At 73.9% G+C, this 22,436-nt stretch carries 22 protein-coding genes; 10 read left to right on the top strand and 12 right to left on the bottom strand.

Going from position 1 to position 22,436, the window contains the following annotated elements; genetic code table 11:
- Nucleotides 1–92: 92 nt before the first annotated feature.
- Nucleotides 93–1,034 (top strand): hypothetical protein, encoded by a 942-nt coding sequence (locus tag ABT048_RS24740; protein WP_350523666.1) that lies wholly within the window; start codon nucleotides 93–95, stop codon nucleotides 1,032–1,034.
- A gap of 148 nt (nucleotides 1,035–1,182) precedes the next feature.
- On the top strand, nucleotides 1,183–2,763 hold the full coding sequence (locus ABT048_RS24735; RefSeq protein ID WP_350523665.1) for an alpha/beta hydrolase family protein: 1,581 nt from the start codon (nucleotides 1,183–1,185) through the stop codon (nucleotides 2,761–2,763).
- Between the two features lie 143 nt (nucleotides 2,764–2,906).
- Here the strand turns inward: ABT048_RS24735 and ABT048_RS24730 are convergent, their stop codons facing one another.
- Entirely contained in the window at nucleotides 2,907–3,389 is a 483-nt protein-coding gene (locus tag ABT048_RS24730) for a hypothetical protein (RefSeq protein ID WP_350523664.1), read from the bottom strand.
- A gap of 49 nt (nucleotides 3,390–3,438) precedes the next feature.
- Nucleotides 3,439–4,383: a LysR family transcriptional regulator gene (locus ABT048_RS24725; protein WP_350523663.1), complete on the bottom strand. Its 945-nt coding sequence runs from the start codon at nucleotides 4,381–4,383 to the stop codon at nucleotides 3,439–3,441.
- A 153-nt stretch (nucleotides 4,384–4,536) separates the two neighbouring features.
- Here ABT048_RS24725 and ABT048_RS24720 point away from each other — a divergent pair, with 153 nt between their 5' ends.
- The 3 genes from ABT048_RS24720 (at nucleotide 4,537) to ABT048_RS24710 (ending at nucleotide 5,967) form a co-directional block, all read left to right on the top strand.
- Entirely contained in the window at nucleotides 4,537–5,127 is a 591-nt protein-coding gene (locus ABT048_RS24720; RefSeq protein WP_350523662.1) for a dihydrofolate reductase family protein, read from the top strand.
- Between the two features lie 39 nt (nucleotides 5,128–5,166).
- Nucleotides 5,167–5,553: a VOC family protein gene (locus ABT048_RS24715; RefSeq protein WP_350523661.1), complete on the top strand. Its 387-nt coding sequence runs from the start codon at nucleotides 5,167–5,169 to the stop codon at nucleotides 5,551–5,553.
- A gap of 96 nt (nucleotides 5,554–5,649) precedes the next feature.
- A complete protein-coding gene (locus ABT048_RS24710; RefSeq protein WP_350523660.1) occupies nucleotides 5,650–5,967 on the top strand; it encodes a hypothetical protein in 318 nt (105 codons plus the stop codon).
- Between the two features lie 31 nt (nucleotides 5,968–5,998).
- On the opposite strand, the gene ABT048_RS24705 is transcribed toward ABT048_RS24710, so the two are convergent.
- From ABT048_RS24705 to tenA, 4 genes are all read right to left on the bottom strand, one after another.
- The gene (locus ABT048_RS24705; RefSeq protein ID WP_350523659.1) at nucleotides 5,999–6,817 is read right to left on the bottom strand and encodes a hypothetical protein; all 819 of its coding nucleotides are present in this window, start codon (nucleotides 6,815–6,817) and stop codon (nucleotides 5,999–6,001) included.
- Between the two features lie 281 nt (nucleotides 6,818–7,098).
- Nucleotides 7,099–8,913, bottom strand: a complete 1,815-nt coding sequence (thiC, locus tag ABT048_RS24700) for a phosphomethylpyrimidine synthase ThiC (RefSeq protein WP_350523658.1) — start codon at nucleotides 8,911–8,913, stop codon at nucleotides 7,099–7,101.
- Between the two features lie 266 nt (nucleotides 8,914–9,179).
- Nucleotides 9,180–9,380 (bottom strand): DUF5326 family protein, encoded by a 201-nt coding sequence (locus tag ABT048_RS24695; RefSeq protein WP_350523657.1) that lies wholly within the window; start codon nucleotides 9,378–9,380, stop codon nucleotides 9,180–9,182.
- A 364-nt stretch (nucleotides 9,381–9,744) separates the two neighbouring features.
- Nucleotides 9,745–10,431: a thiaminase II gene (gene tenA, locus ABT048_RS24690; protein ID WP_350523656.1), complete on the bottom strand. Its 687-nt coding sequence runs from the start codon at nucleotides 10,429–10,431 to the stop codon at nucleotides 9,745–9,747.
- A gap of 146 nt (nucleotides 10,432–10,577) precedes the next feature.
- On the opposite strand from tenA, the gene ABT048_RS24685 reads away from it, so the two are divergent.
- Complete coding sequence (locus tag ABT048_RS24685; RefSeq protein WP_350523655.1) at nucleotides 10,578–10,958, top strand: phage holin family protein; 381 nt, start codon at nucleotides 10,578–10,580, stop codon at nucleotides 10,956–10,958.
- Nucleotides 10,959–11,100: 142 nt separating this feature from the next.
- Here ABT048_RS24685 and ABT048_RS24680 read toward each other — a convergent pair whose 3' ends face one another.
- Nucleotides 11,101–11,526, bottom strand: coding sequence for an SsgA family sporulation/cell division regulator (locus tag ABT048_RS24680; protein ID WP_350523654.1), 426 nt, complete (start codon nucleotides 11,524–11,526; stop codon nucleotides 11,101–11,103).
- Between the two features lie 149 nt (nucleotides 11,527–11,675).
- On the opposite strand from ABT048_RS24680, the gene ABT048_RS24675 reads away from it, so the two are divergent.
- Nucleotides 11,676–12,218: an NUDIX domain-containing protein gene (locus tag ABT048_RS24675; protein WP_350523653.1), complete on the top strand. Its 543-nt coding sequence runs from the start codon at nucleotides 11,676–11,678 to the stop codon at nucleotides 12,216–12,218.
- Here ABT048_RS24675 and ABT048_RS24670 read toward each other — a convergent pair whose 3' ends face one another.
- From ABT048_RS24670 to pdhA, 4 genes are all read right to left on the bottom strand, one after another.
- Nucleotides 12,219–14,036 carry a globin domain-containing protein gene (locus tag ABT048_RS24670; RefSeq protein WP_350523652.1) on the bottom strand — a complete coding sequence of 606 codons (1,818 nt, stop codon included), beginning with the start codon at nucleotides 14,034–14,036 and terminating at the stop codon, nucleotides 12,219–12,221.
- A 233-nt stretch (nucleotides 14,037–14,269) separates the two neighbouring features.
- A complete protein-coding gene (locus ABT048_RS24665; RefSeq protein WP_350523759.1) occupies nucleotides 14,270–15,658 on the bottom strand; it encodes a dihydrolipoamide acetyltransferase family protein in 1,389 nt (462 codons plus the stop codon).
- A gap of 5 nt (nucleotides 15,659–15,663) precedes the next feature.
- Nucleotides 15,664–16,662 (bottom strand): alpha-ketoacid dehydrogenase subunit beta, encoded by a 999-nt coding sequence (locus ABT048_RS24660; protein WP_350523651.1) that lies wholly within the window; start codon nucleotides 16,660–16,662, stop codon nucleotides 15,664–15,666.
- Nucleotides 16,662–17,801, bottom strand: a complete 1,140-nt coding sequence (gene pdhA / locus ABT048_RS24655; protein ID WP_350523650.1) for a pyruvate dehydrogenase (acetyl-transferring) E1 component subunit alpha — start codon at nucleotides 17,799–17,801, stop codon at nucleotides 16,662–16,664. The genes ABT048_RS24660 and pdhA overlap by 1 nt, the downstream gene beginning before the upstream one ends.
- 149 nt (nucleotides 17,802–17,950) lie before the next feature.
- Between pdhA and ABT048_RS24650 the strand changes: the two genes are divergently transcribed.
- On the top strand, nucleotides 17,951–18,424 hold the full coding sequence (locus ABT048_RS24650) for an Lrp/AsnC family transcriptional regulator (RefSeq protein ID WP_350523649.1): 474 nt from the start codon (nucleotides 17,951–17,953) through the stop codon (nucleotides 18,422–18,424).
- A 55-nt stretch (nucleotides 18,425–18,479) separates the two neighbouring features.
- Here ABT048_RS24650 and ABT048_RS24645 read toward each other — a convergent pair whose 3' ends face one another.
- Nucleotides 18,480–19,064: a TetR/AcrR family transcriptional regulator gene (locus ABT048_RS24645; protein ID WP_350523648.1), complete on the bottom strand. Its 585-nt coding sequence runs from the start codon at nucleotides 19,062–19,064 to the stop codon at nucleotides 18,480–18,482.
- A 154-nt stretch (nucleotides 19,065–19,218) separates the two neighbouring features.
- On the opposite strand from ABT048_RS24645, the gene ABT048_RS24640 reads away from it, so the two are divergent.
- Entirely contained in the window at nucleotides 19,219–20,481 is a 1,263-nt protein-coding gene (locus ABT048_RS24640) for a putative hexosyltransferase (protein ID WP_350523647.1), read from the top strand.
- Between the two features lie 150 nt (nucleotides 20,482–20,631).
- On the top strand, nucleotides 20,632–22,332 hold the full coding sequence (gene paaN / locus ABT048_RS24635) for a phenylacetic acid degradation protein PaaN (RefSeq protein ID WP_350523646.1): 1,701 nt from the start codon (nucleotides 20,632–20,634) through the stop codon (nucleotides 22,330–22,332).
- The last annotated feature ends 104 nt before the right edge of the window (nucleotides 22,333–22,436 follow it).

Genomic DNA, 22,436 nt, shown 5'->3' with positions numbered 1-22,436 from the left:
CCGGCGGCCCGCCTCCGCGCCCGTTTCGGCGTCCTGAGGGCGCCCGCGCCCCCGGGGCGGAGCGAACCGGGGTCCGCACGAACGGGGTCCCCATGTCCAACCCCCCGCCGCTGCTCGCCGAGGACCGCCCGGAGTTCGAGCGCCTCCTCGCCGAAGCACTGCGCGACCGCACCGTCCTCACCGCCCTGCGCGCGCCCGGCGCGCTCACCACCGACCAACTGCGCATCCGCGCGCTGCGCGACGCCGACGGCATCAACGCCGCCGCCGGCACCGAGTACGCGCACTACAGCCGACTGCGCGAGAGCCTGCGCACCACACCCCCGCCACCACCCGGCGCCGAACCCACCGCCCCCGGCCTGCTCACCCAACTGCGCTCCGCGAACGGCGGCGCCGGACTGTTCCCCGTCCTCACCGTGCTCACCCCGATCCTGGCCTGGGCCGCCGCCGTCTTCCTGCTGCTGATCGGCTACCTGCTGCGCGCCGCCGACCCGGACCTCGCCCTCGCCCGCTCGCTCGTCACGGCCGGCTGGGTGGCACTCGCCGCCGGAGTCGCCGCGATGGCCATCGGCATCGTCGGGCTCCTCCTCACCGCCATACGCGACGGCGCCGCGGCCACCCCGGCCGGCACCGACCCGGAGCTCGCCGCCGAACTCACCGACGCCCGCACCGAGTGGCGCACCGCGCTGCGCGACCGCGGCCTGCTGCCCTACCTGCACGCCGCGCTCCCGCCGGTGCCCGGGCGCGAGCGCGCCGCCGACCCCGGTACCGCCTCCGGCCCGCCGGCCGCCTCCCCCGCCGACTCCCCCGCCGGCGACCACGACCCCGCCGAGCGGCCCGACTTCAGCAGCCCCGACTTCAGCAGCCCCGGCTACACCTCGCCCGCCTTCACCAGCCCCGGCCCCGACGGCCTGACCGACCCCGAGGGCCGCACCCCCCGCCCCGCCGCGTTCACCACCCCCGACTTCACCGGCCCCGGGTACACCGGCCCCGGCTACACCCCACCGGCCTTCACCGGCCCCGACGACGTGACCTGACCCGTCGACCACCACCCCCGCGACTCAACCCGAGTTCGGATCCGGGGGATGCATACACCCCCGATCCGGGTGCGACCACCATCGCCCGGGGCACCGCCTCCCGCCAGGCTGGAAGCACACGAGACCGCCGACCCGGGGGAGGCCGATGATGAACATCGGACGGACCGGACCACAGCACACCGCGCACACCCGCACCGCACCGACGGCACTGCTGGTCACCGCCCTGCTGCTGGCCCTGCTCGGGCTGCTCCCCGGCGCGGGGCCGGCACGTGCCACCACGCCGAAGGCCCCGGGCGCGACCGCCCCGGGCGCGAAGTCCCCGGCGGCCATGAACCGGGCGACGACCCCGACCCCGACCCCGGCGCCGAAGGCTCCGAGCGCCGCCCCGGCCGCCGCGGGCGACCCGGTCGAAACCCGGGTCGACTTCGCCGGCGCCGGCGGCACCGTCCTGCACGGCCTGGTGCTGACCCCGCCCACCGCCACGGCCCGCCACCGCGGACCCGGGCTGGTCATGGTCCCCGGAGCCGGCCCCGGCCCGCTGGGCGAACTGCGGCCGGCCGCCGAGGCGTACGCCCGACGCGGCATCACCACACTGATCTTCGACAAGCGCACCGACGGCTACTCGATGACCCACCGCGACTACGGGCAGCTCGCCGACGACGCCCTCGCCGCCGTCCGGCTGCTGCGCGCCCGGCCGGAGGTCGCACCGGGCCGGGTCGGCCTGTGGGGCCTCTCCGAGGGTGCCTGGGTGGTCTCGCTCGCCGCCGCCCGCTCCGGCGACGTGGCGTACCTGGTCACGGCCGGCGCGGTCGGCCTCACCCCGGCCCGCCAGCAGGCCTGGGCGTACGACGGCTACCTGCGCCACGCCGGCGTCTCCGGCTCGCTGCGCACCGCGCTGCCCGACAGCTCGGTGCGGGTGCTCGCCGCCGCCGGACTCTTCCCGGAGGCCGACTACGACCCGGTGCCGGTGTGGGAGCGGGTCCACCAGCCGGTCCTCGCCGAGTGGGGCACGCTCGACCGCGAAGCCGCCCCGGAGGAGAGCGCCGCGATCATCCGGCAGGCCCTCGACCGCGCCGGCAACACCCACTACACGCTGCGGACGGTCCCCGGCGTCCGGCACAACCTGCACCTGACCGACGACGACGGGTACGACCGGCCCGACCGGCTGCCGCCGGACTACGCCGAGGCCGAGACCGCCTGGATCCAGCGCCTCGCCACCGCGCTCCCCGCCGCCTCGGCCGATCCGGCCCCGCACCAGGACACCCTCAGCCACGCGCTCGCCCCGCTGCCCTGGTACCAGCGCACCTGGGCCGAAGCCGTCGCCACCCTGCTCTGCCTGACCGGCTTCGCCGGCTACGCGCTGACCGGCGCCGCCCGCCGGATCCGCCGCCGACCGCGCTCCGCCGCCCTGCCCCGCGCCGCCCGTTGGGCGGCCGCCACCGGCACCGCCGCGCTGCTGGGCGGGCTCGGCTACCTGTTCTTCCTGATGGTCACGGCCGCGATGTTCCCCGGGCCGGTGCTGCTCGGCCGTCCGGTGGTCTGGCTGGCGGTGCAGCTGCTCGCCGTGGTCGCGGTGGGATCCGCGGGCGTCGCCGCCTGCACCGCGCTGCGGCGGCGGGCCGCCCTCGCCGCCACCCGCGGCCTGGACCGCGCCCGGCTCGGCGCGCTGCTGCTGGCCTCGGCGGTGTTCGTGCCCTGGGCCCTGTCGTGGGGCCTGCTGCTGCCCTGACGGCGGACCGGACCGGCGCCCGCTCCCCGCCCGGGGGGCGGGTTCGCCCGTGCGCGCGCCGTCCCCCGGGCAGGGCGCCGATCAGACCGCGCCCGTGCGGGCAGGGCGCCGGTCAGACCGCGCCCGTACAGGCAGGGCGCCGGTCAGCCCGCCCCGGCCCCGTGCGGGCAGGGTTCGGCGAGCGGCCCGTCCCCGAACCGGCTCGGCCACGGCGGGTGCTCCCCGACCGGCAGCCCCGCGGCCACCGCGTTCCAGCGCTCGACCCAGGGCCGGGCCAGGTCGGGGCAGCACCACACCCGGTCCAGGTTCCAGTACGGGCTCCGCCACCTGGCACGCCACACGGCGGGCTCGTGCAGGCGCCTGACCCGGAAGCCCTCCAGGTGGCGCCGCCGGATGATGATGCTGATGTGGCGCCTCCCGCCGCCGCGGTGCAGCCCCACCACGTGCACGTCGCCGTCCTCGTCCGGGTAGCGGGGCGGGGACACCCAGAGCCGCGCCCCCGGCGCGAAGTGCCTGAGCCCGGACCGCACCTGCGCACCGTCCGGGCCGTGGGTGGTCGTGGCGGCGACGTTGGCCACCACACACCATTCCGGCGGCGCGCCCGCGCCCTCCGTCTGTTCGGACATGCGGGGAGTCTGCACCCGGGCCATACCCTCCCACCAGCGCTTTTCCCGCTCAGCCGGCCGCCGCCGCGACGCACGACGGCGCTGCCCCGGCAGCGGGCCCACCGGTGGCCGGCCCGCCGGCGGCGTCCGCCGCCGCCCGGACGAACGCCAGGACCCGCGCGGTCGAGTTGCCCTCCCGCCAGATCGGGCCGCGTTCGATCGGCGGCGCGTCGTGGATGGGCACGTAGGCGACGTCCGGGCGCGGGTAGTAACGGCGGGAGTGCTCGCCGACCGGCAGCACGCCGCGGCCCAGGGCGACCAGGCTGAGCATCTCGGAGAACGTCCCGCCGGACGGGCCCCTGGTGACCGGCCGACCGGACGGCGTGTGGTCGGGGGTGCGGTCCCGCTTGAAGCCCACCGAGGTGACGGCCGGGTACTGCACCACCGGGTGGTCGGCGAGCACCTCGATCGACACCGACCGCTCCGCGGCCAGCGGGTGCCCGGCGGCCACCGCGAGGACCCGCTGCTCGGTCAGCAGCACCGGCCCGCAGGCCATGCCGTCGAACGGGTAGGAGGCGATCAGGACGTCCACCGAGCCGTCCACCAGGCTCGCCCGGGAGTTGGAGAGCTGGACCTCGCGGACGTCTACCCGGCAGTCGGGGTGCCGCTCGCCGAACAGCGCGACCGCCTTGAGCAGCAACGGAGCCGTCCACTCGCCGAGGAACGCGACCCGCAGCTCCCCGGTCACCCCGCGGCTGGCGTCCTCCGCCCGGCGCAGGGCCGCCGCCATCGCCTCCACCACCGGGGCCAGGTCGTCGGCCAACTGGCTTCCCACGGCGGTGAGTCGCACCGTCCGGCTGGTACGTTCGAACAGCGGGCCGCCGATCCGGCGCTCCAGCTTCTTCACCACCTGGCTGACCCGCCCGGTGGTCAGGCGCAGACGCTCGGCCGTCCGGCCGAAGTGCAGCTCCTCCGCGAGCGCGAGGAAGACCTCGACCTCCAGCCGCTCCAGCATCAGCCCACCCCGCCCCTCGATCGTTGAATATGACTCAACGATCGTACGTCGATCATGCGTTGATGGCGGGTCCGTTCCGGAGGATCGTGGAACACGTCACCGACCGCGCGGAACAGCCCGCGGCGATCCCCCGAGCCACGCCCGGAGCCCCCCATGACCAGCGCCACCGACCCGGCCGCCACCACCGCCGCCACCGACTCCGCCGGCACCGGGCGCCGGATCACCGCGGGCCTCTTCATGTCCCTCGACGGCGTGGTCGAAGCCCCCGAGACCTGGCACTTCCCGTACCTGAACGAGGAGATGGGCGCCGTCGTCGGCGGCCTCGCCGCCGCGGCCGACACCCTGCTGCTCGGCCGGCGCACCTACGAGACCTTCGCCGCCACCTGGCCGCAGCAGACCGGCGACATGGCGGACGCGCTCAACGCGATCCCCAAGCTGGTCGTGTCCACCACGCTCGACAAGGCCGAGTGGAACAACTCAAGCGTCCTCTCCGGCGACCTCGTCGCCGAGCTGACCGAGCTCAAGCGCCGGCCGGGCCGCGACATCAGCCTCTCCGGCAGCATCATGCTCACCCGGTCCCTGCTGCGCGCCGGACTGATCGACGACCTCCACCTGCTCGTCCACCCGATCGTCCTGGGCTCCGGCATCCGCCTGTTCACCGAGCAGGACCGGATCCCGCTGCAGCTCGCCCACTCGGCCACCTTCCGCACCGGCGTGGTCCACCTGCACTACCGCCAGGCCTGACCACCACCCACGACACCCCCACCCACCGGAGGACCCACCATGCGCGTCATCGCCTTCGACCACCTCGTCCTCAACGTCTCGGACGTCGAGCGTTCCCTGGCCTTCTACGTGGACCAGCTGGGCCTGGAGCCCGTCCGCGTCGACGAGTGGCGGGCCGGGAAGGTGGGGTTCCCCTCCGTCCGCGTCACCGCCGACACCATCATCGACCTGACCGACCGCCCCCGGCAGGAGTCCAACGTCGACCACATCTGCCTCACCGTCGAGCCCCTCGACTGGCAGGAGGTCATCGACGCCGGCACCTTCACCGTCCTCGAAGGCCCCGTCCCCCGCTACGGCGCCCGCGGCACCGCCACCTCCCTCTACGTCCGCGACCCCGACGGCAACACCGTCGAACTCCGCTGGTACCCCGCGGACGCCGGCCACTGACCACGGCGCCGCCCCGGCCCCACGGGGGTGGACCGGGGCGGCACCGTCCGCGGCGACGGGAACGGCACAGGGTGACCCCGGCGGGATGATGATCCCGTGGAACAACTGACCGAAGATGATCTCAATCGCCTGAACGACTTTCTCTGCGCCCGGCTGCACGACGCCGCGGCGCTTCCGGCGAGCGAGGCCGACAGGATCGGCCAGGCGCTGTCCGTGACGCTTCGATCCGCGTACACCGAGGCACTACGTGGAGTGCGGATGAAGCGGACGTCCCTCGGATACGTGCCCCAGAGGGCCCGGACCGCGCAGGCGTGGGATCTGATGGTCGGTGCTGCGATCGTCTGGCAGAACCACTCGGACTTCCCCGCCGATCTCGCCGTGCGGGCCGTACGGTTCCATCTCCGCCCGCGGTGACGGGAAAGCGGGCCGGCTCGGGCGATTCTCGTCAGTCGAAGGTCAGCCGGCTGCCCCAGGCCGCGCTCGCACCACTACGCCAGACGGCCAGGCCCGTGTACGTGAAGACGCAGCCGAGACCGACCCAGTCGTCGCGGTCGTCGTGGCGGAGAGAGCGGTCCGCGAAGGCGGTTCGGAGGTCGTCGAGCGGGATCACCGTGAAGGCCTCGCCCGACTCCACCGGGAAGTGGCGGACCTCGATCCAGCCCTCACGCACGTACGGGAGCAGGGGAGCGAGCTGGCGATCGACCCACTCGGAGAGCTCCGTGCCGGTCAGCTCGGTCGGCAGATCCTCCCAGATGCCGAACGGCCCGGTGAGCATGCCGCTGAACTCGGCGGCGCAGACCAGCACCTTCTGTTGCTCGCGGGTGAGTTCGTCCCAGCCGGGCAGACCGTCACCGGTCGCGGCCGGAAGCGCGCTCGTGTGCCACCACTCGCGCGCGGACTCGGTGGCGTGCAGGTCGAACGTCGCGGCCGCCTTCGGGCTCCAGAGCCAGTTGGCCGGCTCGGCCAGCACGTGCTGCAGCTGCGAGCCGGTCACGACGGGATCGGTCGGGGCAGCGCCCATACCCTGTCGTATCCGGACGGTGAGCAGACCGCGCTCGACCAGATCCAGGACGACCGGGGCCAACTGGGGTACCAGCGCGCGCTGTTCGTCCCGGCTGTAGCTCCGTAGCGGCGGGGCATCCTTCGCCCCGGCCCACCGGAGATCGATTCCGTACTGCTGGACCGTTCCGGCCAGGCGCGACTGCCACAGGCCACGGCGCATCAGCGTCTGCTCGGCCGGGCTCAAGGCGTTCCAAGGCTGCATGGCACGGATCATCCCAGGCACGGCCCTGCGCCACAGAGCGGTTTTCCGCGGTTCTGATCTGGCAACAACGTGCCCCTCCGGCGCAGTGGGCCTCGGTCTCGGCCACGGTTACCTGCCGGTTGCCGCCACGCACACAAAGGTTGCCGTGATCGGGAGGACTTTCCGAGAGCCGCCGGCACGTCGTCCACTGGTCATGACGGCATGGCATGCATCTCAGTGCGCCCGCGCTGCGCCGGGAAGCCCCCTCCTGCCTCCCGGAGCAGCGCGGTCCACACCGATGGTCAGTCGGCCAGCGGGAGGTAGACCCGGTTGCCCTGGGCCTTGAACTCCTCGGACATGGCCTGCATGCCGGCCACCGCCTCGGCGTCGTAGCCGGAGGCCACGGCCGTGGCGCCGTCGCCGTGCTCGTCGCGGATCTTCTGGGAGATCTTCATCGAACAGAACTTCGGGCCGCACATGGAGCAGAAGTGGGCCGTCTTGGCGGGTTCGGCGGGCAGCGTCTCGTCGTGGAAGTCGCGGGCGGTCTCCGGGTCGAGGGCCAGGTTGAACTGGTCCTCCCAGCGGAACTCGAAGCGGGCGTCGGAGAGCGCGTCGTCCCATTCCTGGGCGCCGGGGTGGCCCTTGGCGAGGTCGGCGGCGTGGGCGGCGATCTTGTAGGTGATCACGCCGGTCTTGACGTCGTCCCGGTTGGGCAGGCCCAGGTGCTCCTTGGGCGTGACGTAGCAGAGCATCGCGGTGCCCCACCAGGCGATCATCGCGGCGCCGATGCCCGAAGTGATGTGGTCGTAGCCGGGGGCGACGTCGGTGGTGAGCGGGCCGAGGGTGTAGAACGGCGCCTCGTCGCAGATCTCCTTCTGGAGATCCATGTTCTCCTTGATCTTGTGCATCGGGACGTGGCCCGGGCCCTCGATCATCACCTGGACGTCGCGCTCGCGGGCGATCCGGCCGAGCTCGCCGAGGGTCTGCAGTTCGGCGAACTGCGCCTCGTCGTTGGCGTCCGCGATCGAGCCGGGGCGCAGGCCGTCACCGAGCGAGAAGGTCACGTCGTAGGCGGCGAGGATGTCGCAGAGTTCCTCGAAGTTGGTGTAGAGGAAGTTCTCCTGGTGGTGCGCCAGGCACCAGGCGGCCATGATCGAGCCGCCGCGCGAGACGATGCCGGTCTTGCGGCGGGCGGTCAGCGGGACGTAGCGCAGCAGCACGCCGGCGTGGACGGTCATGTAGTCGACGCCCTGCTCGCACTGCTCGACGACGGTGTCCCGGTAGACCTCCCAGCTCAGCTCCTCGGCCTTGCCGTCCACCTTCTCCAGGGCCTGGTAGAGCGGCACGGTGCCGATCGGCACGGGGGAGTTGCGCAGGATCCACTCGCGGGTGGTGTGGATGTTGCGGCCGGTGGAGAGGTCCATGACGGTGTCGGCGCCCCAGCGGGTGGCCCAGGTCATCTTCTCCACCTCCTCCTCGATCGAGGAGGTGACGGCCGAGTTGCCGATGTTGGCGTTGATCTTCACCAGGAAGTTGGTGCCGATGATCGCCGGCTCCACCTCGGGGTGGTTCACGTTGACCGGGATGACGGCCCGGCCGCGGGCCACCTCGTCGCGCACGAACTCGGGCGCCAGACCCTCGCGGAGGGCCACGAACTCCATCTCCGGGGTCACCACGCCCCGCTTGGCGTACGCGAGTTGGGTGACGGCCGCACCGCCGCGGCCGCGCAGCGGACGGCGCGGGCGGCCGGGGAAGACGGCGTCCAGGTTGCGCAGGTTCCCGCCGCGCGGCGCGGTGTGCTTGATCCCGTCGTCCTCGGGGCGCGGCTCGCGGCCGTCGTACTCCTCGACGTCGCCGCGCTGGCGGATCCAGGCGTCGCGCAGCGCGGGCAGGCCGCGCCGCACGTCGGGCTCGTACGCCGGGTCGGTGTACGGGCCGGAGGTGTCGTACAGCGGGACGGACCTGCCGTTGGTGAGCCGCACCTCGCGGTAGGGGACCCGCAGGTCGGGGCGGGATCCCTCGCGGTAGGCCTTGCTCCAGGCCGGGGTCGGGTAGCCGGTGCGCTCGCTGCTGGGGGCGCTCCGGACAGACTGCGGCTGTGCGTCGAACGTGGTCATCTGACCTCTACTCCCTACGCCGGCATTACCCGGTCAGGTTCCTGCGGTCGACGCAGCCGTCGGTCCGTCCGTCGACGTCCCGGTCAGCGCCCTCTCAGCCCGGTGCTCCGAGCTCCCGCGTCGCAGGCGGTGTTGCCTGCACATGACGCCCAACACGGTAGCGAGCCGATCGCCGCTGGTCCAGAGCGGGTCCATCGGCCGGGAACGGCCGAGGCCCGGCTCCCCGTGACGGGGACCGGGCCTCAGGGCGGCGTTCGGGAGGGAGGTCAGCTCTTGGCGGCCTTCTTCACCAGGATCACCACGGCGGCCGCGATGCCGACCACCACCAGCAGCTTGATCGCGAAGCCCAGCAGCGTCCCGATCACCCCGAAGACGAAGGCCACGATGTTCCAGGCCAGCACCAGGACCAGCACCGGGATGACGATGTTGCGCACCCAGGAGGGCAGCGACTTCCAGAGCTCAGCCATGTCCGTTCCTCTTCTCCCCTCGGGCCGGCCGCCGTCCGGTGCCGGATCCCGCTTGCTTTCGATACTTCGATCGTACGGGGGCCGGAGTGCCGGAACGAGGCCCAACGGCCCGGAGAGAACCCCGAGATCACCCCGACCCCGACCCCCGGGGAACACCCCCGGGGATCTACGGGGACACCCCCTGGAAGGCCCCCGCCGAACGGCCGGGAACCGGTCCGCCGCCGGTCGGAACGGCGGGCGGAGGGGCGGGCGGAACGGCGGGCGGAGGGGCGGGCGGTCGGCGGGCGGAGGGGCGGGCGGTCGGCGGGCGGAGGGGCGGGCGGTCGGCGGGGGCCGCCGGATCCGCGGCAGGATCCGCCGCCGGTCAGACCGGCCAGCGCTCACCGCGCCAGGCGGCGTCCCAGAACATCCACTCGTAGCGTGAGGTGGTCACGAAGTGCTCGACCACCTTGCGGCGTTCGGCCGCGGAGAGCTCCTCGCCGATCCGGTCGGTGAGCGCCAGCACCCGGCGGACCACCGACTGGAACGCGTCGTCGCCGTAGGTCGCGATCCACTTGGCGTAGAGCGGGTCGGGGGAGCCCTGGGCGAGCAGGGCCCCGCCGACCCGGGCGTAGATCCAGTAGCAGGGCAGCACCGCGCCGACGGCCTCGGCGAAGGAGCCGCCGTAGACGGTGGCCAGCAGATAGCTGGTGTAGGCCCGGGTGGTGGGCAGCACGGGTTCGGCGGCGGCCTGCTCGGCGGTGCCGCCGAAGGCGGTCAGGAACTCCGCGTGCATGCCCTGCTCGGCGGCCAGTGCGCCGACCGCGTCGTCGGCGAAGGCCCGGACGTCCTCCTCGCCGGGCGCCTTGGCGGCGCAGACGGCGAGGGCGCGGGCGTAGTCGCGCAGGTAGTGCGAGTCCTGGACGACGAAGTGGCGGAAGGCCTCGCGCGGCAGGGTGCCGTCGGTGAGGCCGGCGAGGAAGGGGTGGGCCAGGATCTCGGCGTAGACCGGCTCGATGGCCGCCCAGAGTTCCTCGGTGAGGCTGCGTTCTTCGGTGAGGCTGCGGGTCATGCGGACGACCCTAGGCGAGCGCCCCGGCGGCGGGGTCCCCGGCCACCGGCCGGTCGGCCGTCCTCCGGGGGCGGGAGCGGGCCTTCGGCACCAATCCGCCGTGTGGTGGTTCCCCCGGGCGGTGCCGCCTGCCAGGCTTGGGCGGTATGAAGGGTTTCGTCATCAAGACACTGATCAACGCGGCGGCCATCTGGGCCGCCGCCTGGATCGTCGCAGGCATCCAACTCGCCCAGGGCAACGCCGACTGGCAGCACAAGGCGCTCACGGTGCTCGGCGTCGCCGTCGTCTTCGGCGTCGTCAACTGGCTGATCAAGCCGGTGGTCAAGCTGTTCTCGTTCCCGCTGTTCATCCTCACACTGGGCCTGATCACCTTCGTGATCAACGCCCTGATGCTGATGCTGACCTCGTGGGCGTCGGGGAAGCTGCAGCTGGACTTCCACGTGACCGACTTCTGGGCCGCGCTGTTCGGTTCGCTGATCATCAGCCTGGTGGCGTGGGGCCTGCACCTGGCCCTGGACGACGACTGACCGCCGTCGTGCGGAGTGTGCGCGAGGGGCCCGTACCCGGGTGGACCACCCGGGTACGGGCCCCTTCGTCGTGCCGCGCGCGTGCCGCGGGGCACTCCGTGCATCGCCGCGGGATCGCCGCGGGCGTCCTCCGCGGGCCGCCTCAGCCCGCGTTCTCCCGCCCGCGGAGGATGGCCGCGAGCTTGGCGTCGAGCTCCCGCCCGATCAGCTCCTGCCCCACCGGCACCAGCCGGGCGGTGCCGGCCAGGAAGGCGAGCAGCGGCGCGGACGGGGCCCGCAGCACGGCGTCACCGGCGGGGGAGCGCAGCAGGATGCGCACCTCCGTGGACGCCTCGTCGACCGGGTGGATGTGCACGTCGCCCTCGCCCGCCGGGCCGGTGATCCCGTCGAGCAGCAGCTCCCGCGCGAAGAACCAGGTCACCGGTGCGTCACCGGGCAGGTGGAAGGCGAGCCGGACGGCGTACGGATCACCGGCCTCGTAGACCGCGTCCACCGGGACGCGCACGGAGAGCTCGTGCGAGACCACGAGGTTCATCACCAGGTGCCCCTGGACTCTGCTGTGCTGCATGGCGCCAGTCCTCTCGTTCTGCCCCGGTCGGGCTTCGACCCGGTCCCGGGGGTCCGGACGCATTCCCGGGGTTTCGCCCCATTCCCGGGGTTTCGACGCATTCCCGGCGCGGGAGACTCCCGCACAACGCTCCAGCCCCGGAGGTGGCCATGGGCCCCGACAACCGAACCCCGCCACCGCGCCCGGTCGTGAAGCGGACGGCGCGGGCGATCCTGCTGGAGCTGGACCCGGACGATCCGTACGGCCCGGCCTCGATCGTGCTGATCCGGCGGGTCCGGCCGGGCGCGCCGCACCCGTACTGGATCACGCCCGGCGGCGGGGTCGAGCGCGGCGACCGGACGGTGGTCGAGGCGCTGCACCGCGAGGTGGACGAGGAGCTCGGCGGCAAGGTCGTGGACGTGGTGCCCGCCTTCGTCGACACCATCAGCCACACGCACCATGACGACGGCACCCTCCTGCACCCGCACGGGGTCAAGGTGCAGCACTTCTTCGTCTGCCGGCTCGCCTCGATGGACCTCAGCCGACGGCACGGGCCGGAGGTGACGGAGCCGAACGGGGAGTACGAGGTGGTCCGGCTGCCGTTCACCCGCGAGGGGGTCACCTCGGTCAACGTGGTCCCGCCCCGGCTGCGGGCGTACCTGGCGGCCAACATCGAGGGCATCCGCGCGCTGCTCGCGCCCGATCTCGGGTGATCACCCGGCGGCCAGGTCGCCGACCAGGTCGTGCCGGATGCGCTCGGCCGGCACTCCCGCGCGCAGCAGCACCCCGACGCCCCGGCGCACCATCGCGGGCGGCCCGCTGAGCACCGCGTCGCGGCCCGCCCACGGGCCGAACCGGCCGACCACCTCGGGGAGTTCGCCGGTCATCGTCCCCAGGGCCGGGCCGTTGCCGCTGCCCGACAGCACCGGGTGCACCGTCAGCCAGGGGTGGACCCGGGCCAGCTCGCGCAGCCCGTCCAGCGCGTACAGCTCGGCGGTGCGGCGGGCGCCGTAGAACACCTCGACCCGGCGGCCGGGCGCGCCGTGCCCGGCGATCTCCTCGACCAGTGCGCGGATCGGCGCGATGCCGGTGCCGCCGCCGAGGCAGAGCAGGTCCGCGCCGCCGGTGTGGTCGACGGTCATCGCGCCGGCCGCCGGGCCCAGCCGCAGCACGTCCCCGGGTGCGGCCCGGTGGACCAGCGCGTTGCTCACCCAGCCCGCCTGGACGGCCTTGACGTGGAAGGTCAGCAGCCCGTCCGGGCGGGGCGCGGCGGCGAAGGAGTAGTGCCGCCAGACCCGCGGCCACCAGGGCGTCTCCAGGCTGGTGTACTGCCCGGCCCGGAACGGGTACGCCTGGTCAGGGCGGACGGTGATCACCGCGACGTCCCGGGTGGGGCGCTCGTGCCGGACCACCTCGCCCTGCCACCAGGGCGGCGAGGTGCGGGCGGCCTCCTCGGCGGCCTCGATCATGATCGAGGAGATCAGCCGGTAGGCGCGCCGCCAGGCCAGCTCGGTGTCGGTGTCCCAGCGCCCGCCCGTGTACCTGGCCAGCGCCTGCACCAGGCACTCGCCCACCGGGGCGTAGTGGCCGGTCAGGGTGCCGTACCGGCGGTGGCCGCGGCCGAGAGCGCCCAGCCTGGCGCGCAGGGCCACCGGGTCCTCGGCGCCGCGGGCGGCGGTGAGCAGGGCGCGGAACAGCCGGTCGCGCTGGACGTCCATGGCGGCGGGGAAGAGCGAGCGGACCTCGGGGTGGTGCAGGAAGAGCAACGCGTAGAAGTGCGCGGTGGCCCGGTCGGCCACCGGCTCGACGGCCGCGAGGCTGTCCCGGATCAGCTCGATGTCCCGCGCGGTGAGCGGCAGTTCGACGGCGGGGACGAGGGCCTGCCCGACGCCGGGGTTCGCGGACGGCAGCGCGACCGGCAGCGCGGACGGCGCCGCGGGGGGTGCGGGCAGTGCGGCGACGGGCGTCGCCGGAGGCTGCCCGGCGGGGGTCGGCGCGGCCCAGGCGTCGCTCCAACTGTCACCTGGTCCGGCCCAGTTGAGCCCGGGCGCGTCGGCGAACAGCGGGCGGAAGGCGGGCGAGCTGCCGGTGACCGAGACCGCCTCGGGGTAGCTCGGCGCCGGGTGGTCCGGCGCCGGGAAGCTCGGCCCGGGCGAGCCCGGTGCGGGGACGGTCGGCGGCTCGGACGGCATCGCCGGGATCACCGGGCGGAGGTGCTCCGCCCCACGAGCGTCCGGCGCCGGCGGAAGGACGGTCGCGGGCGGAAGGACGGTCGCGGGCGGAAGGACGGTCGCGGGCGCGCCCGCCGGCGGTACCGGCGGCAGCGTCAGCACCGGAGGCACCGGCGGCGTCGGCAGCACCGGCGGCAGGTCCGGCGGGTCCAGCGGCATCGGCGGCCGGACGGCCCGGGTCGGCGACGGCGCCTGCGGCACCGGAGTCCCCTCGGGCGGGAGCTCCGGCAGGCCCGGGACGGAGGCGGCCCCCGCCGAGCCGTGCCCGGTGCGGACCAGAAGTGTTCTGCGGGACTTCACCGCTACGTTTCGAGTACCCAAGAGAATCGTTTCGCCTCCGGCCGGCCTACGCCACCACCTGGCTTGTCTCTGTTGACGCCTAGGCAGCGTGGCACGCCCGAAGTGCTCATCCGACAAATCACGCGAAGCCCGGACACCCGGCCCGGGAACGCGCTACTCTCACTCGATCGCGGTTGCCCTGAGTGGCCCCCCGTCCACCCAGGGCAACCGTCGTCGCTCGACGGCGCCGCTCCTCAGAGCTGCCGCAGCAGCATCCCCGGCTGCTCCACGCAGTCCGCGACGAACCGCAGGAAACCGCCCGCCGTCCCGCCGTCGCAGACCCGGTGGTCGAAGGTGAACGACAGCTGCGTCACCTCGCGCACCGCCAACTCCCCGCCGTGCACCCACGGTTTGGCGACGATCCGGCCGACCCCGAGCATCGCCGCCTCGGGGTGGTTGAGGATCGGGGTGGAACCGTCCACGCCGAACACCCCGTAGTTGTTCAGCGTGAAGGTGCCGCCGGTCAGCTCGGCCGGGGTGAGCGCGCCGCTGCGCGCCGCCTCGGTCAACCGGCCCAGCTCCTCGCCGAGCTGCTCGGTGCTGCGGGCCTGCGCGTCCCGCACCACCGGGACGACCAGGCCGCGCTCGCCCTGCGCGGCGAAGCCCAGGTGCACCGCCGAGTGCCGGACGATTCCCGAACCGTCCTCGGTCACCGAGGAGTTGAGCTCGGGGAAGCGCGCCAGCGCGACCGTGCAGATCCGCGCCAACAGCGCCAGCACGCTCACCTTCGGGCCCGGAGTCGCGTTCAACTGCCGCCGCAGTGCCATCAGTTCGGTGGCGTCGGCATCCACCCAGCAGGTCGCCGCCGGGATCTCCCGGTGGCTGCGGCTGAGCTTCTCGGCCACCGCCTTGCGCAGCCCGCGCAGCGGGACGACGCCCTCCGGCACCGCGGCCGCGGCGGGCCGGGCGGCGGCGACCGGAGCGGCCACCTTGGCCGCGACCGCCCGTTCGACGTCCGCCCGCATGATCAGTCCGTCCGGTCCGCTGCCGGTGAGCGCGGCCAGGTCGACGCCCTGCTCCCGGGCCAGCCGCCGCACCAGCGGCGAGATCACCGGCACCACGACCGGCGCGGCCGGAGCCGGAGCCGGGGCCGGAGCCGGAGCCACAACCGCCGCAGCCGCCGCAGGCGCCGTCACCGCCGGAGCGGCCACCGGAGCCGCCCCCGCAGCGGCCACCCCGACCCGGCGCCGCCGACCGCCCTTCCCGGTCTCCGCGACGCCGTACCCGACCAGCGGCCGCTCGACCTCGGCGGAGGCCGCGGGAGCGCGCCCGGCACCCGAACCGGCCGAACCCGCCGAACCGGCGGAACCCACCGGCTCGTCGGCGGCCCCGCCCGACGCCGCCACCGCGACCGTCACCAGCGGAGCGCCGACGGCGATCTCCTCGCCCTCCTCGCCGTACCGCGCGGTGACCACCCCGCCGTACGGGCAGGGCACCTCCACCACGGCCTTGGCGGTCTCCACCTCCACCACCGGCTGGTCGACGGCGATCACCTCGCCGACCTCGACCATCCACCGCACGACCTCCGCCCCGGTGAGTCCCTCACCGAGGTCGGGCAGCCGGAACTCCCGCACGACGGGCATCATGCTCAGTCCTCCCACTGCAGCCGGGCGACCGCGTCCAGGATCCGGTCCACCCCGGGCAGGTGATGGTGCTCCAGCATCGGCGGCGGGTACGGGATGTCGAAGCCGGTGACCCGCAGCACGGGCGCGGCCAGGTGGTGGAAGCAGCGCTCGGTGACCCGTGCGGCGATCTCCGCGCCGGTGCCGCCGAAGCCGGTCGCCTCGTGCACCACCACGGCCCGGCCGATCGAGCGCACGACCCGGCAGACCGTCTCGTCGTCGAACGGCACCAGGGTGCGCAGGTCCAGCACCGCGAGGTCCCAGCCCTCGGCCTTCGCCGTCTCGGCCGCCTCCAGGCAGACCGGCAGCGAGGGGCCGTAGGTGATCAGCACGGCGGACGTCCCGGTGCGCCGCAGCACGGCCCGGCCGATCGGCTCGACCGGCGCCGCCGGGTCCAGCTCGGCCTTGCCCCAGTAGAGCCGCTTGGGCTCCAGGAACACCACCGGATCGTCGGAGGCGATCGAGGCGCGCAGCAGCCCGTACGCGTCGGCGACCGTCGCGGGCGTGACCACGTGCAGGCCGGGGGTGCTGGTGTAGTACGCCTCGGAGGCGTCGCTGTGGTGCTCGACGCCGCCGATGCCGCCGCCGTACGGGACGCGGACGGTGATCGGCAGCGGCAGCTTGCCCGCCGTGCGGTTGCGCATCTTGGCGACGTGCGAGAACAGCTGCTCCAGCGCCGGGTAGGCGAAGGCGTCGAACTGCATCTCGACCACCGGGCGCAGCCCGTACATCGCCATGCCGATCGCGGTGCCGAGGATGCCGGCCTCGGCCAGCGGGGTGTCCAGGCAGCGGTCCGGGCCGAACTCGGCGGTCAGCCCGTCGGTGATCCGGAAGACGCCGCCGAGCGCGCCGACGTCCTCGCCGAGGACGTGCACCGCGGGGTCCTCGCGCATGGCGTCCCGCAGCGCGGAGTTGAGTGCCTGCGCCATGGAGGCGGTGCGCACGGGGGTGGCCGTCTGGTTCATCAGTGCTGCACCTCGGCCTCGGCGGCCAGCTCGGCGGACAACTGGGCGGCCTGCTCCCGCAGCTGCGGGGTCGGCTCGGCGTAGACGTGGGCGAACAGCGCCATCGGGTCGAGCTCCGGGTCGGCGTGGAACTCGGCCCGCATCCGGGCCGCCAGCGCCTCCGCCTCGTCCGCGGCCTCCTGCACCAGCCGGTCGTCCAGCACGCCGAGTTCGCGCAGTGCGCGCTCCATCAGCAGGATCGGGTCGTGCTCCCGCCAAGCGTCCACCTCGGGCTCGGTGCGGTAGCGGGTCGCGTCGTCGGCGTTGGTGTGCGCCTCGATCCGGTAGGTCAGCGCCTCGACCAGGGTCGGGCCGCCGCCGGTGCGGGCCCGCTCGACCGCCTCGGCCAGCACGGAGTGCACGGCGGGGGCGTCGTTGCCGTCCACCAGCCGGCCCGGCATGCCGTAGCCGACGGCCTTGTGGGCCAGGCTGGGCGCGGCGGACTGCGCGCTGAGCGGGACGGAGATCGCGTAGCCGTTGTTCTGCACCAGGAAGACCACCGGCGCGTTGAGCACGGCCGCGAAGTTCAGCGCCTCGTGGAAGTCGCCCTCGCTGGTGCCGCCGTCGCCGAGCATCGCCAGCGCGACGGCCGGCTCGCCGCTCAGCCGGGCGGCGTGCGCCAGCCCGACGGCGTGCGGGGCCTGGGTGGCGAGCGGGGTGCAGAGCGGGGCGGTGCGGGTGGCGCGCGGGTCGTAGCCGGTGTGGGCGTTGCCGCGCAGCAGGGTCAGCGCCTCCAGCGGGTCCACGCCGCGGGAGACCACGGCGAGGGTGTCGCGGTAGCTGGGGAACAGCCAGTCGCGGTCGCGGAGCACCAGCGCGGCGGCGACCTGGCAGGCCTCCTGGCCGGTGGACGCCGGGTAGACGGCGAGGCGGCCCTGCTTGGTCAGGGTGGTCGCCTGCTGGTTGTAGCGGCGGCCGACGACCAGGCGTCGGTAGAGCTCGCGCAGCAGCGCCGGGTCGTACTTCTCCAGCGCGGGGGTGCCGAGCACCCGGACGGGGGAGAGGTCCGGGAGTAGGGGGGCCGGGTCGGTGCGCGGGGCGGTGGCCCCGGGCGACCAGCCGGGCACGAGCGAGTGGTGTCTGTGGTCGAGAACGGTCATCTCGGGGCACCTCCAGGAGTGGCGGGGGCTCCCTACCGATTGTTCGGTCGTCTGTTCATCTTGACCAGAAGCGTGACAAGGTGGTGGACATTCGGCCTGCGGAGCGGTCGACTGGTGGCAGTGTGTCCAATCGGTGAGGGTGGGGGGTCATGTCGGCTGAACAGATGTCCAGACTCGACCGGGTCGACCGTTCGATCCTGCGGCTGCTGCAGCAGGACGGTCGCGCCTCGATCCGCTCGGTCGCCGAGCGGGTGCACGTGTCCCGGGCCAATGCGTACGCCCGGATCTCCAGGATGGTCGAGGACGGCATCATCCGCGGCTTCACCGCCCGGGTGGACCACGAACGGGCCGGTCAGGCGGCGTCCGCGTACATCACGCTGAAGATCGTCCAGAACTCCTGGCGCACGGTCCGCGAGCAGCTGCTGGAGCTGCCCGGGGTGGCGCACATCGCGCTGGTCGGCGGGGACTTCGACGTCCTGCTGCTGGTGCACACCGCCGACAACCGGACCCTGCGGGAGCTCGTGCTCAACCGCATCCAGTCCATCCCCCAGGTGCTCGGCACCCGCACCATGCTGGTCTTCGAGGAGACCGACCAGGTCCCCCCGGACCCGCAGACCCCCTGACGCCCCCCCGGCAACCCCCGGCCCGACCCCCTGCCAGGCCCCCGCCGACGACCGGCTACCGCGCCCGCAGCCCGTCGAAGGCCAGGTGCACCACCGCGTCCGCGACCCCGTCGGCGGCCTTGAGCCCCGGCCGGTACCACTCCACGATCGAGTTGATCATCCCGAACAGCAGCCGGGTGGCCAGCCGGGGCTCCACGTCCGCCCGCAGCGCGCCGTCCGCGACCGCCGCCCGCAGCAGCTCCGCGACCTGGTGGTCGAAGTCCCGGCGCCGCTCCAGCGCCCACAACTCGGTGGCCGTGTTGCCCCGCACCCGCAGCAGCAGCGTCACGTACGGCAGCTCCGCCAGCAGCACCTCCGCGGTGCGCCGCACCACGTGCTCCAGCCGCTCCACCGCCGGGCCCTCCACCGCCGCCGGCTCGACCAGGATCGCGAACAGCCCGTCCAGCGCCCGCCCGACGGCCAGCCGCAGCAACTCCTCCTTGCCGCGCACGTGGTGGTAGATGGAGGACTTGGAGATCCCGGCCGCCCGGGACAGGTCCTCCATCGAGGTGCCGTCGTAACCGCGCTCGTTGAAGACGTCGACGGTCACCGCGAGCAGTGACTCCACGGTGTAGGCGGTGCGCGTGGTGTGATCGGCCATCCTCCGAGTATCCCCGGCCTCCCCGGGCGGTACGCGATCGGGTCCCGCTGGTCCACACCACCCGCGCGGCCGGGCCCACCCCGGCCAGAAGGCCCAGGCCCTAGACTCTCCGGACGATCCGTCCACGTGCAGAGCAGGCTGGGGTCCACGGCTGATGAACGCAATACCGGCAGTCGCCTCCGACGTGCCCGAGCAGCGCAGCGGGGAGCCGGAGCACTCGCGCACCTGGCAGGAGCGTGCCCGCGCGCTGGTCGTCCGCTTCGGGCCGGCCGTGTGGTGCTACGCGGTGCTCAAGCTGGTCGGCTTCACCGTGTTCATGAAGCTGCTCTCCTTCGCCGGCGACTACGCCAAGAAGCCGGCCCGGTTCGGCGGCGGCGCCAACCCGTGGGACGTCCTGGCCAGCTGGGACGGCTGGTGGTACCAGCAGGTGGCCCAGTTCGGCTACCACCCGGCGCTGGTCCCGGTCGCGGGGACGGAGGGCATGAGCGTCGAGCAGAACTCGGCCGCCTTCTTCCCGCTCTACCCGGGCCTGATGCGGATGACCTCGGACGTCACCGGCCTCGGCCTGTACGGCGCCGGGATGCTGGTCTCCGTGGTGGCCTCGCTGTTCGCCGCCGCCGGCATCTACGCCGTGGTGGAGAAGCTGTCCGGGGACGTCCGGGCGGGCGTGATCGCGGCCGGGATCTGGGCGATCGCACCGGGCTCGGGCGCCGAGTGGGCGGTCTACTCGGACTCCACCTTCGTCGCGCTGGCCGCCTGGGCCTGCTACTGCGTGATGACCAGGCAGTGGGTCGCGGCCGGGGTGATCACCCTGGTCGCCGGGCTCAACCGGCCGACCGCGGCGGCCCTGATCGGCGCCGTGGGCCTGGCCGCCCTGGTCGAGCTGTACCGGCGGGACAGCGGCGTGCTGCGCCCGCTGGCCGCGATGCTGCTGGCCCCGATCGGCCTGCTCGGCTACGTCGGCTGGGTGGGCTGGCGGATGGGCGAGTGGGGCGGCTACTTCCGGCTCCAGCACGACGCCTGGCTGCACTACTTCGACGGCGGCCAGGGCACCTGGCACGCGGTCCGCGGCGTCCTGCTGGGCCGCAACGACTACCCCTTCGCCTTCCCGGTGCCGGACCTCCTGGCGACCCTGATCGTGCTCACCCTGCCGGTGCTGATCACGCTGATGATCCGGCTGCGCCCGCCGCTGGTGCTGACCGCCTACACCCTGGCCACGATCGTCTCGGTGCTCGGCAGCCTCGGCATCTTCGGCAACACCTCGCGCTACCTGCTGCCCGCGTTCCCGCTGCTCATCGCGCTGGCGCTCGGCATGCGCAAGCTGAGCTGGCCGGTGCTGGCCGCCGTGCTGGGCACCGGTGCGATCGCCTCCGGCTGGTACGGCGGGTACGTGCTGTTCGAGCTGGGCGTGCCGTAGAGCCGGTCCACCCGAGCCCCGGAGGGCGTGTCCGCCGCGGACGCGCCCTCCGTCCGTTCCGGCGGATTCCCACCCCTGCACCCTCTTGAGCCGACCGATCGTTCGGTTACTCTGTGACGTGTCCCGTCCTCCCCTCTGAGGAGCGCACAGATGTCCGCAGCGGTCACCCACCCCCTCGTCAGCGAGCTCGTCGAGCGCCACCAGGCCACCCTGGACGCCGCGCTCGCCGCCGCCGCCAAGCGCGACTACTGGTCGCCCTACCCCGAGTTCCCCAAGGCGTACGGCGAGAGCGGCCCGGCGGACGGCAAGGCCGCCTTCGACGCCCTGCTCGGCAAGCCCTTCGCCCTGGCGGGCCACCCCACCGACGGCGACCAGGTCGGCGGCGAGGCCTCCCCGTACGGCGTCGAGCTGGGCATCACCTACCCGCACGCCGACCCGGACGCGCTGATCGGCGCGCTCACCGCCGCCCGCCCCGGCTGGGCCGCCGCCTCCCCGCTGGAGCGCGCCGCCGTCTGCCTGGAGATCCTGCACCGGATCAACGCCGCCTCCCACGAGTTCGCCCAGGCCGTCATGCACACCACCGGCCAGGCCTACGGCATGGCCTTCCAGGCCGGCGGCCCGCACGCCCAGGACCGCGGCCTGGAGGCGGTCGCCTACGCGTACGCCGAGCAGACCCGGCTGCCGCGGCAGGCCGACTGGACCAAGCCGCAGGGCAAGCGCGACCCGCTGGTGATGACCAAGGAGTTCACCGTCGTCCCGCGCGGCCTCGCGCTGCTGATCGGCTGCAACACCTTCCCGACCTGGAACGGCTACCCGGGCCTGTTCGCCTCCCTCGCCACCGGCAACCCGGTGCTGGTCAAGCCCCACCCCCGGGCCGTGCTGCCGCTCGCGCTGACCGTCCGGACCGCCCGCGAGGTGCTCGCCGAGGCCGGCTACGACCCCAACCTGGTCTGCCTGGCCGCCGAGCACGAGGGCGGCACCGTCGCCGCGGCCCTCGCAGTCCGCCCCGAGATCAAGATGATCGACTACACCGGCTCCACCACCTTCGGCGACTGGCTGGAGGAGAACGCCAAGCAGGCCCAGGTGTACACCGAGAAGGCCGGCGTCAACGCGGTCGTCATCGACTCCACCGACGACTACAAGGGCATGCTGTCCAACCTGGCCTTCGCGCTCTCGCTCTACAGCGGCCAGATGTGCACCACCCCGCAGAACGTGCTGATCCCGCGCGGCGGCATCGGCACCGACCAGGGCGACAAGACCTACGACGAGGTGGTCGCCGACCTCGCCGGCGCGATCGAGGGCCTGCTCTCCGACGACGCCCGCGCCGCCGCCATCCTCGGCGCCGTGGTCAACCCCGGTGTGCTGCAGCGCTCGGCCGCCGCGGCCGGTGGCGAGTACGGCGAACTCGCCCTCGCCCCGCGCGCGGTGACCTCGCCCGACTTCCCCGGCGCGACCGTCCGCACCCCCGCCCTGGTCAAGCTGAACGCCGACAAGCCGGACGACCGCTCGGTCTTCCGCAGCGAGTGCTTCGGCCCGGTCTCCTTCGCCGTCGCCGTCGAATCCACCGCCGCCGGCATCGAGCTGCTGCGCACCACCGTCCGCGAGAAGGGCGCCATGACGGCCTCCGGCTACACCACCTCCCCCGAGGTGGAGGTGCTGCTGGTCGAGGCCGCGCTGGACTCCGGCGTCTCCCTCTCGCTCAACCTGACCGGCGGCGTCTACCCCAACCAGACCGCCGCCTTCTCCGACCTGCACGGCACCGGCGCCAACCCGGCCGCCAACTCCGCCTACTGCGACGGCGCGTTCGTCGCCAACCGGTTCCGCACGGTCGAGATCCGCCGGCACAGCTGAGCGTTCGTACCGGCACCCCACCCCTCCCGGGCCCCGGCGGTCATCGACCGCCGGGGGGGCGGGGGGGGCGACCGCCCCCCCGGGCCCCCCGCTGGTGGCGTGGG

Origin of the sequence: Kitasatospora sp. NPDC096140, assembly GCF_040303045.1 — a bacterium.
GTDB lineage: Bacteria > Actinomycetota > Actinomycetes > Streptomycetales > Streptomycetaceae > Kitasatospora.
Note: the sequence above shows the minus strand (reverse complement) of the source record. Positions and strands in the feature narration are given on the sequence as shown.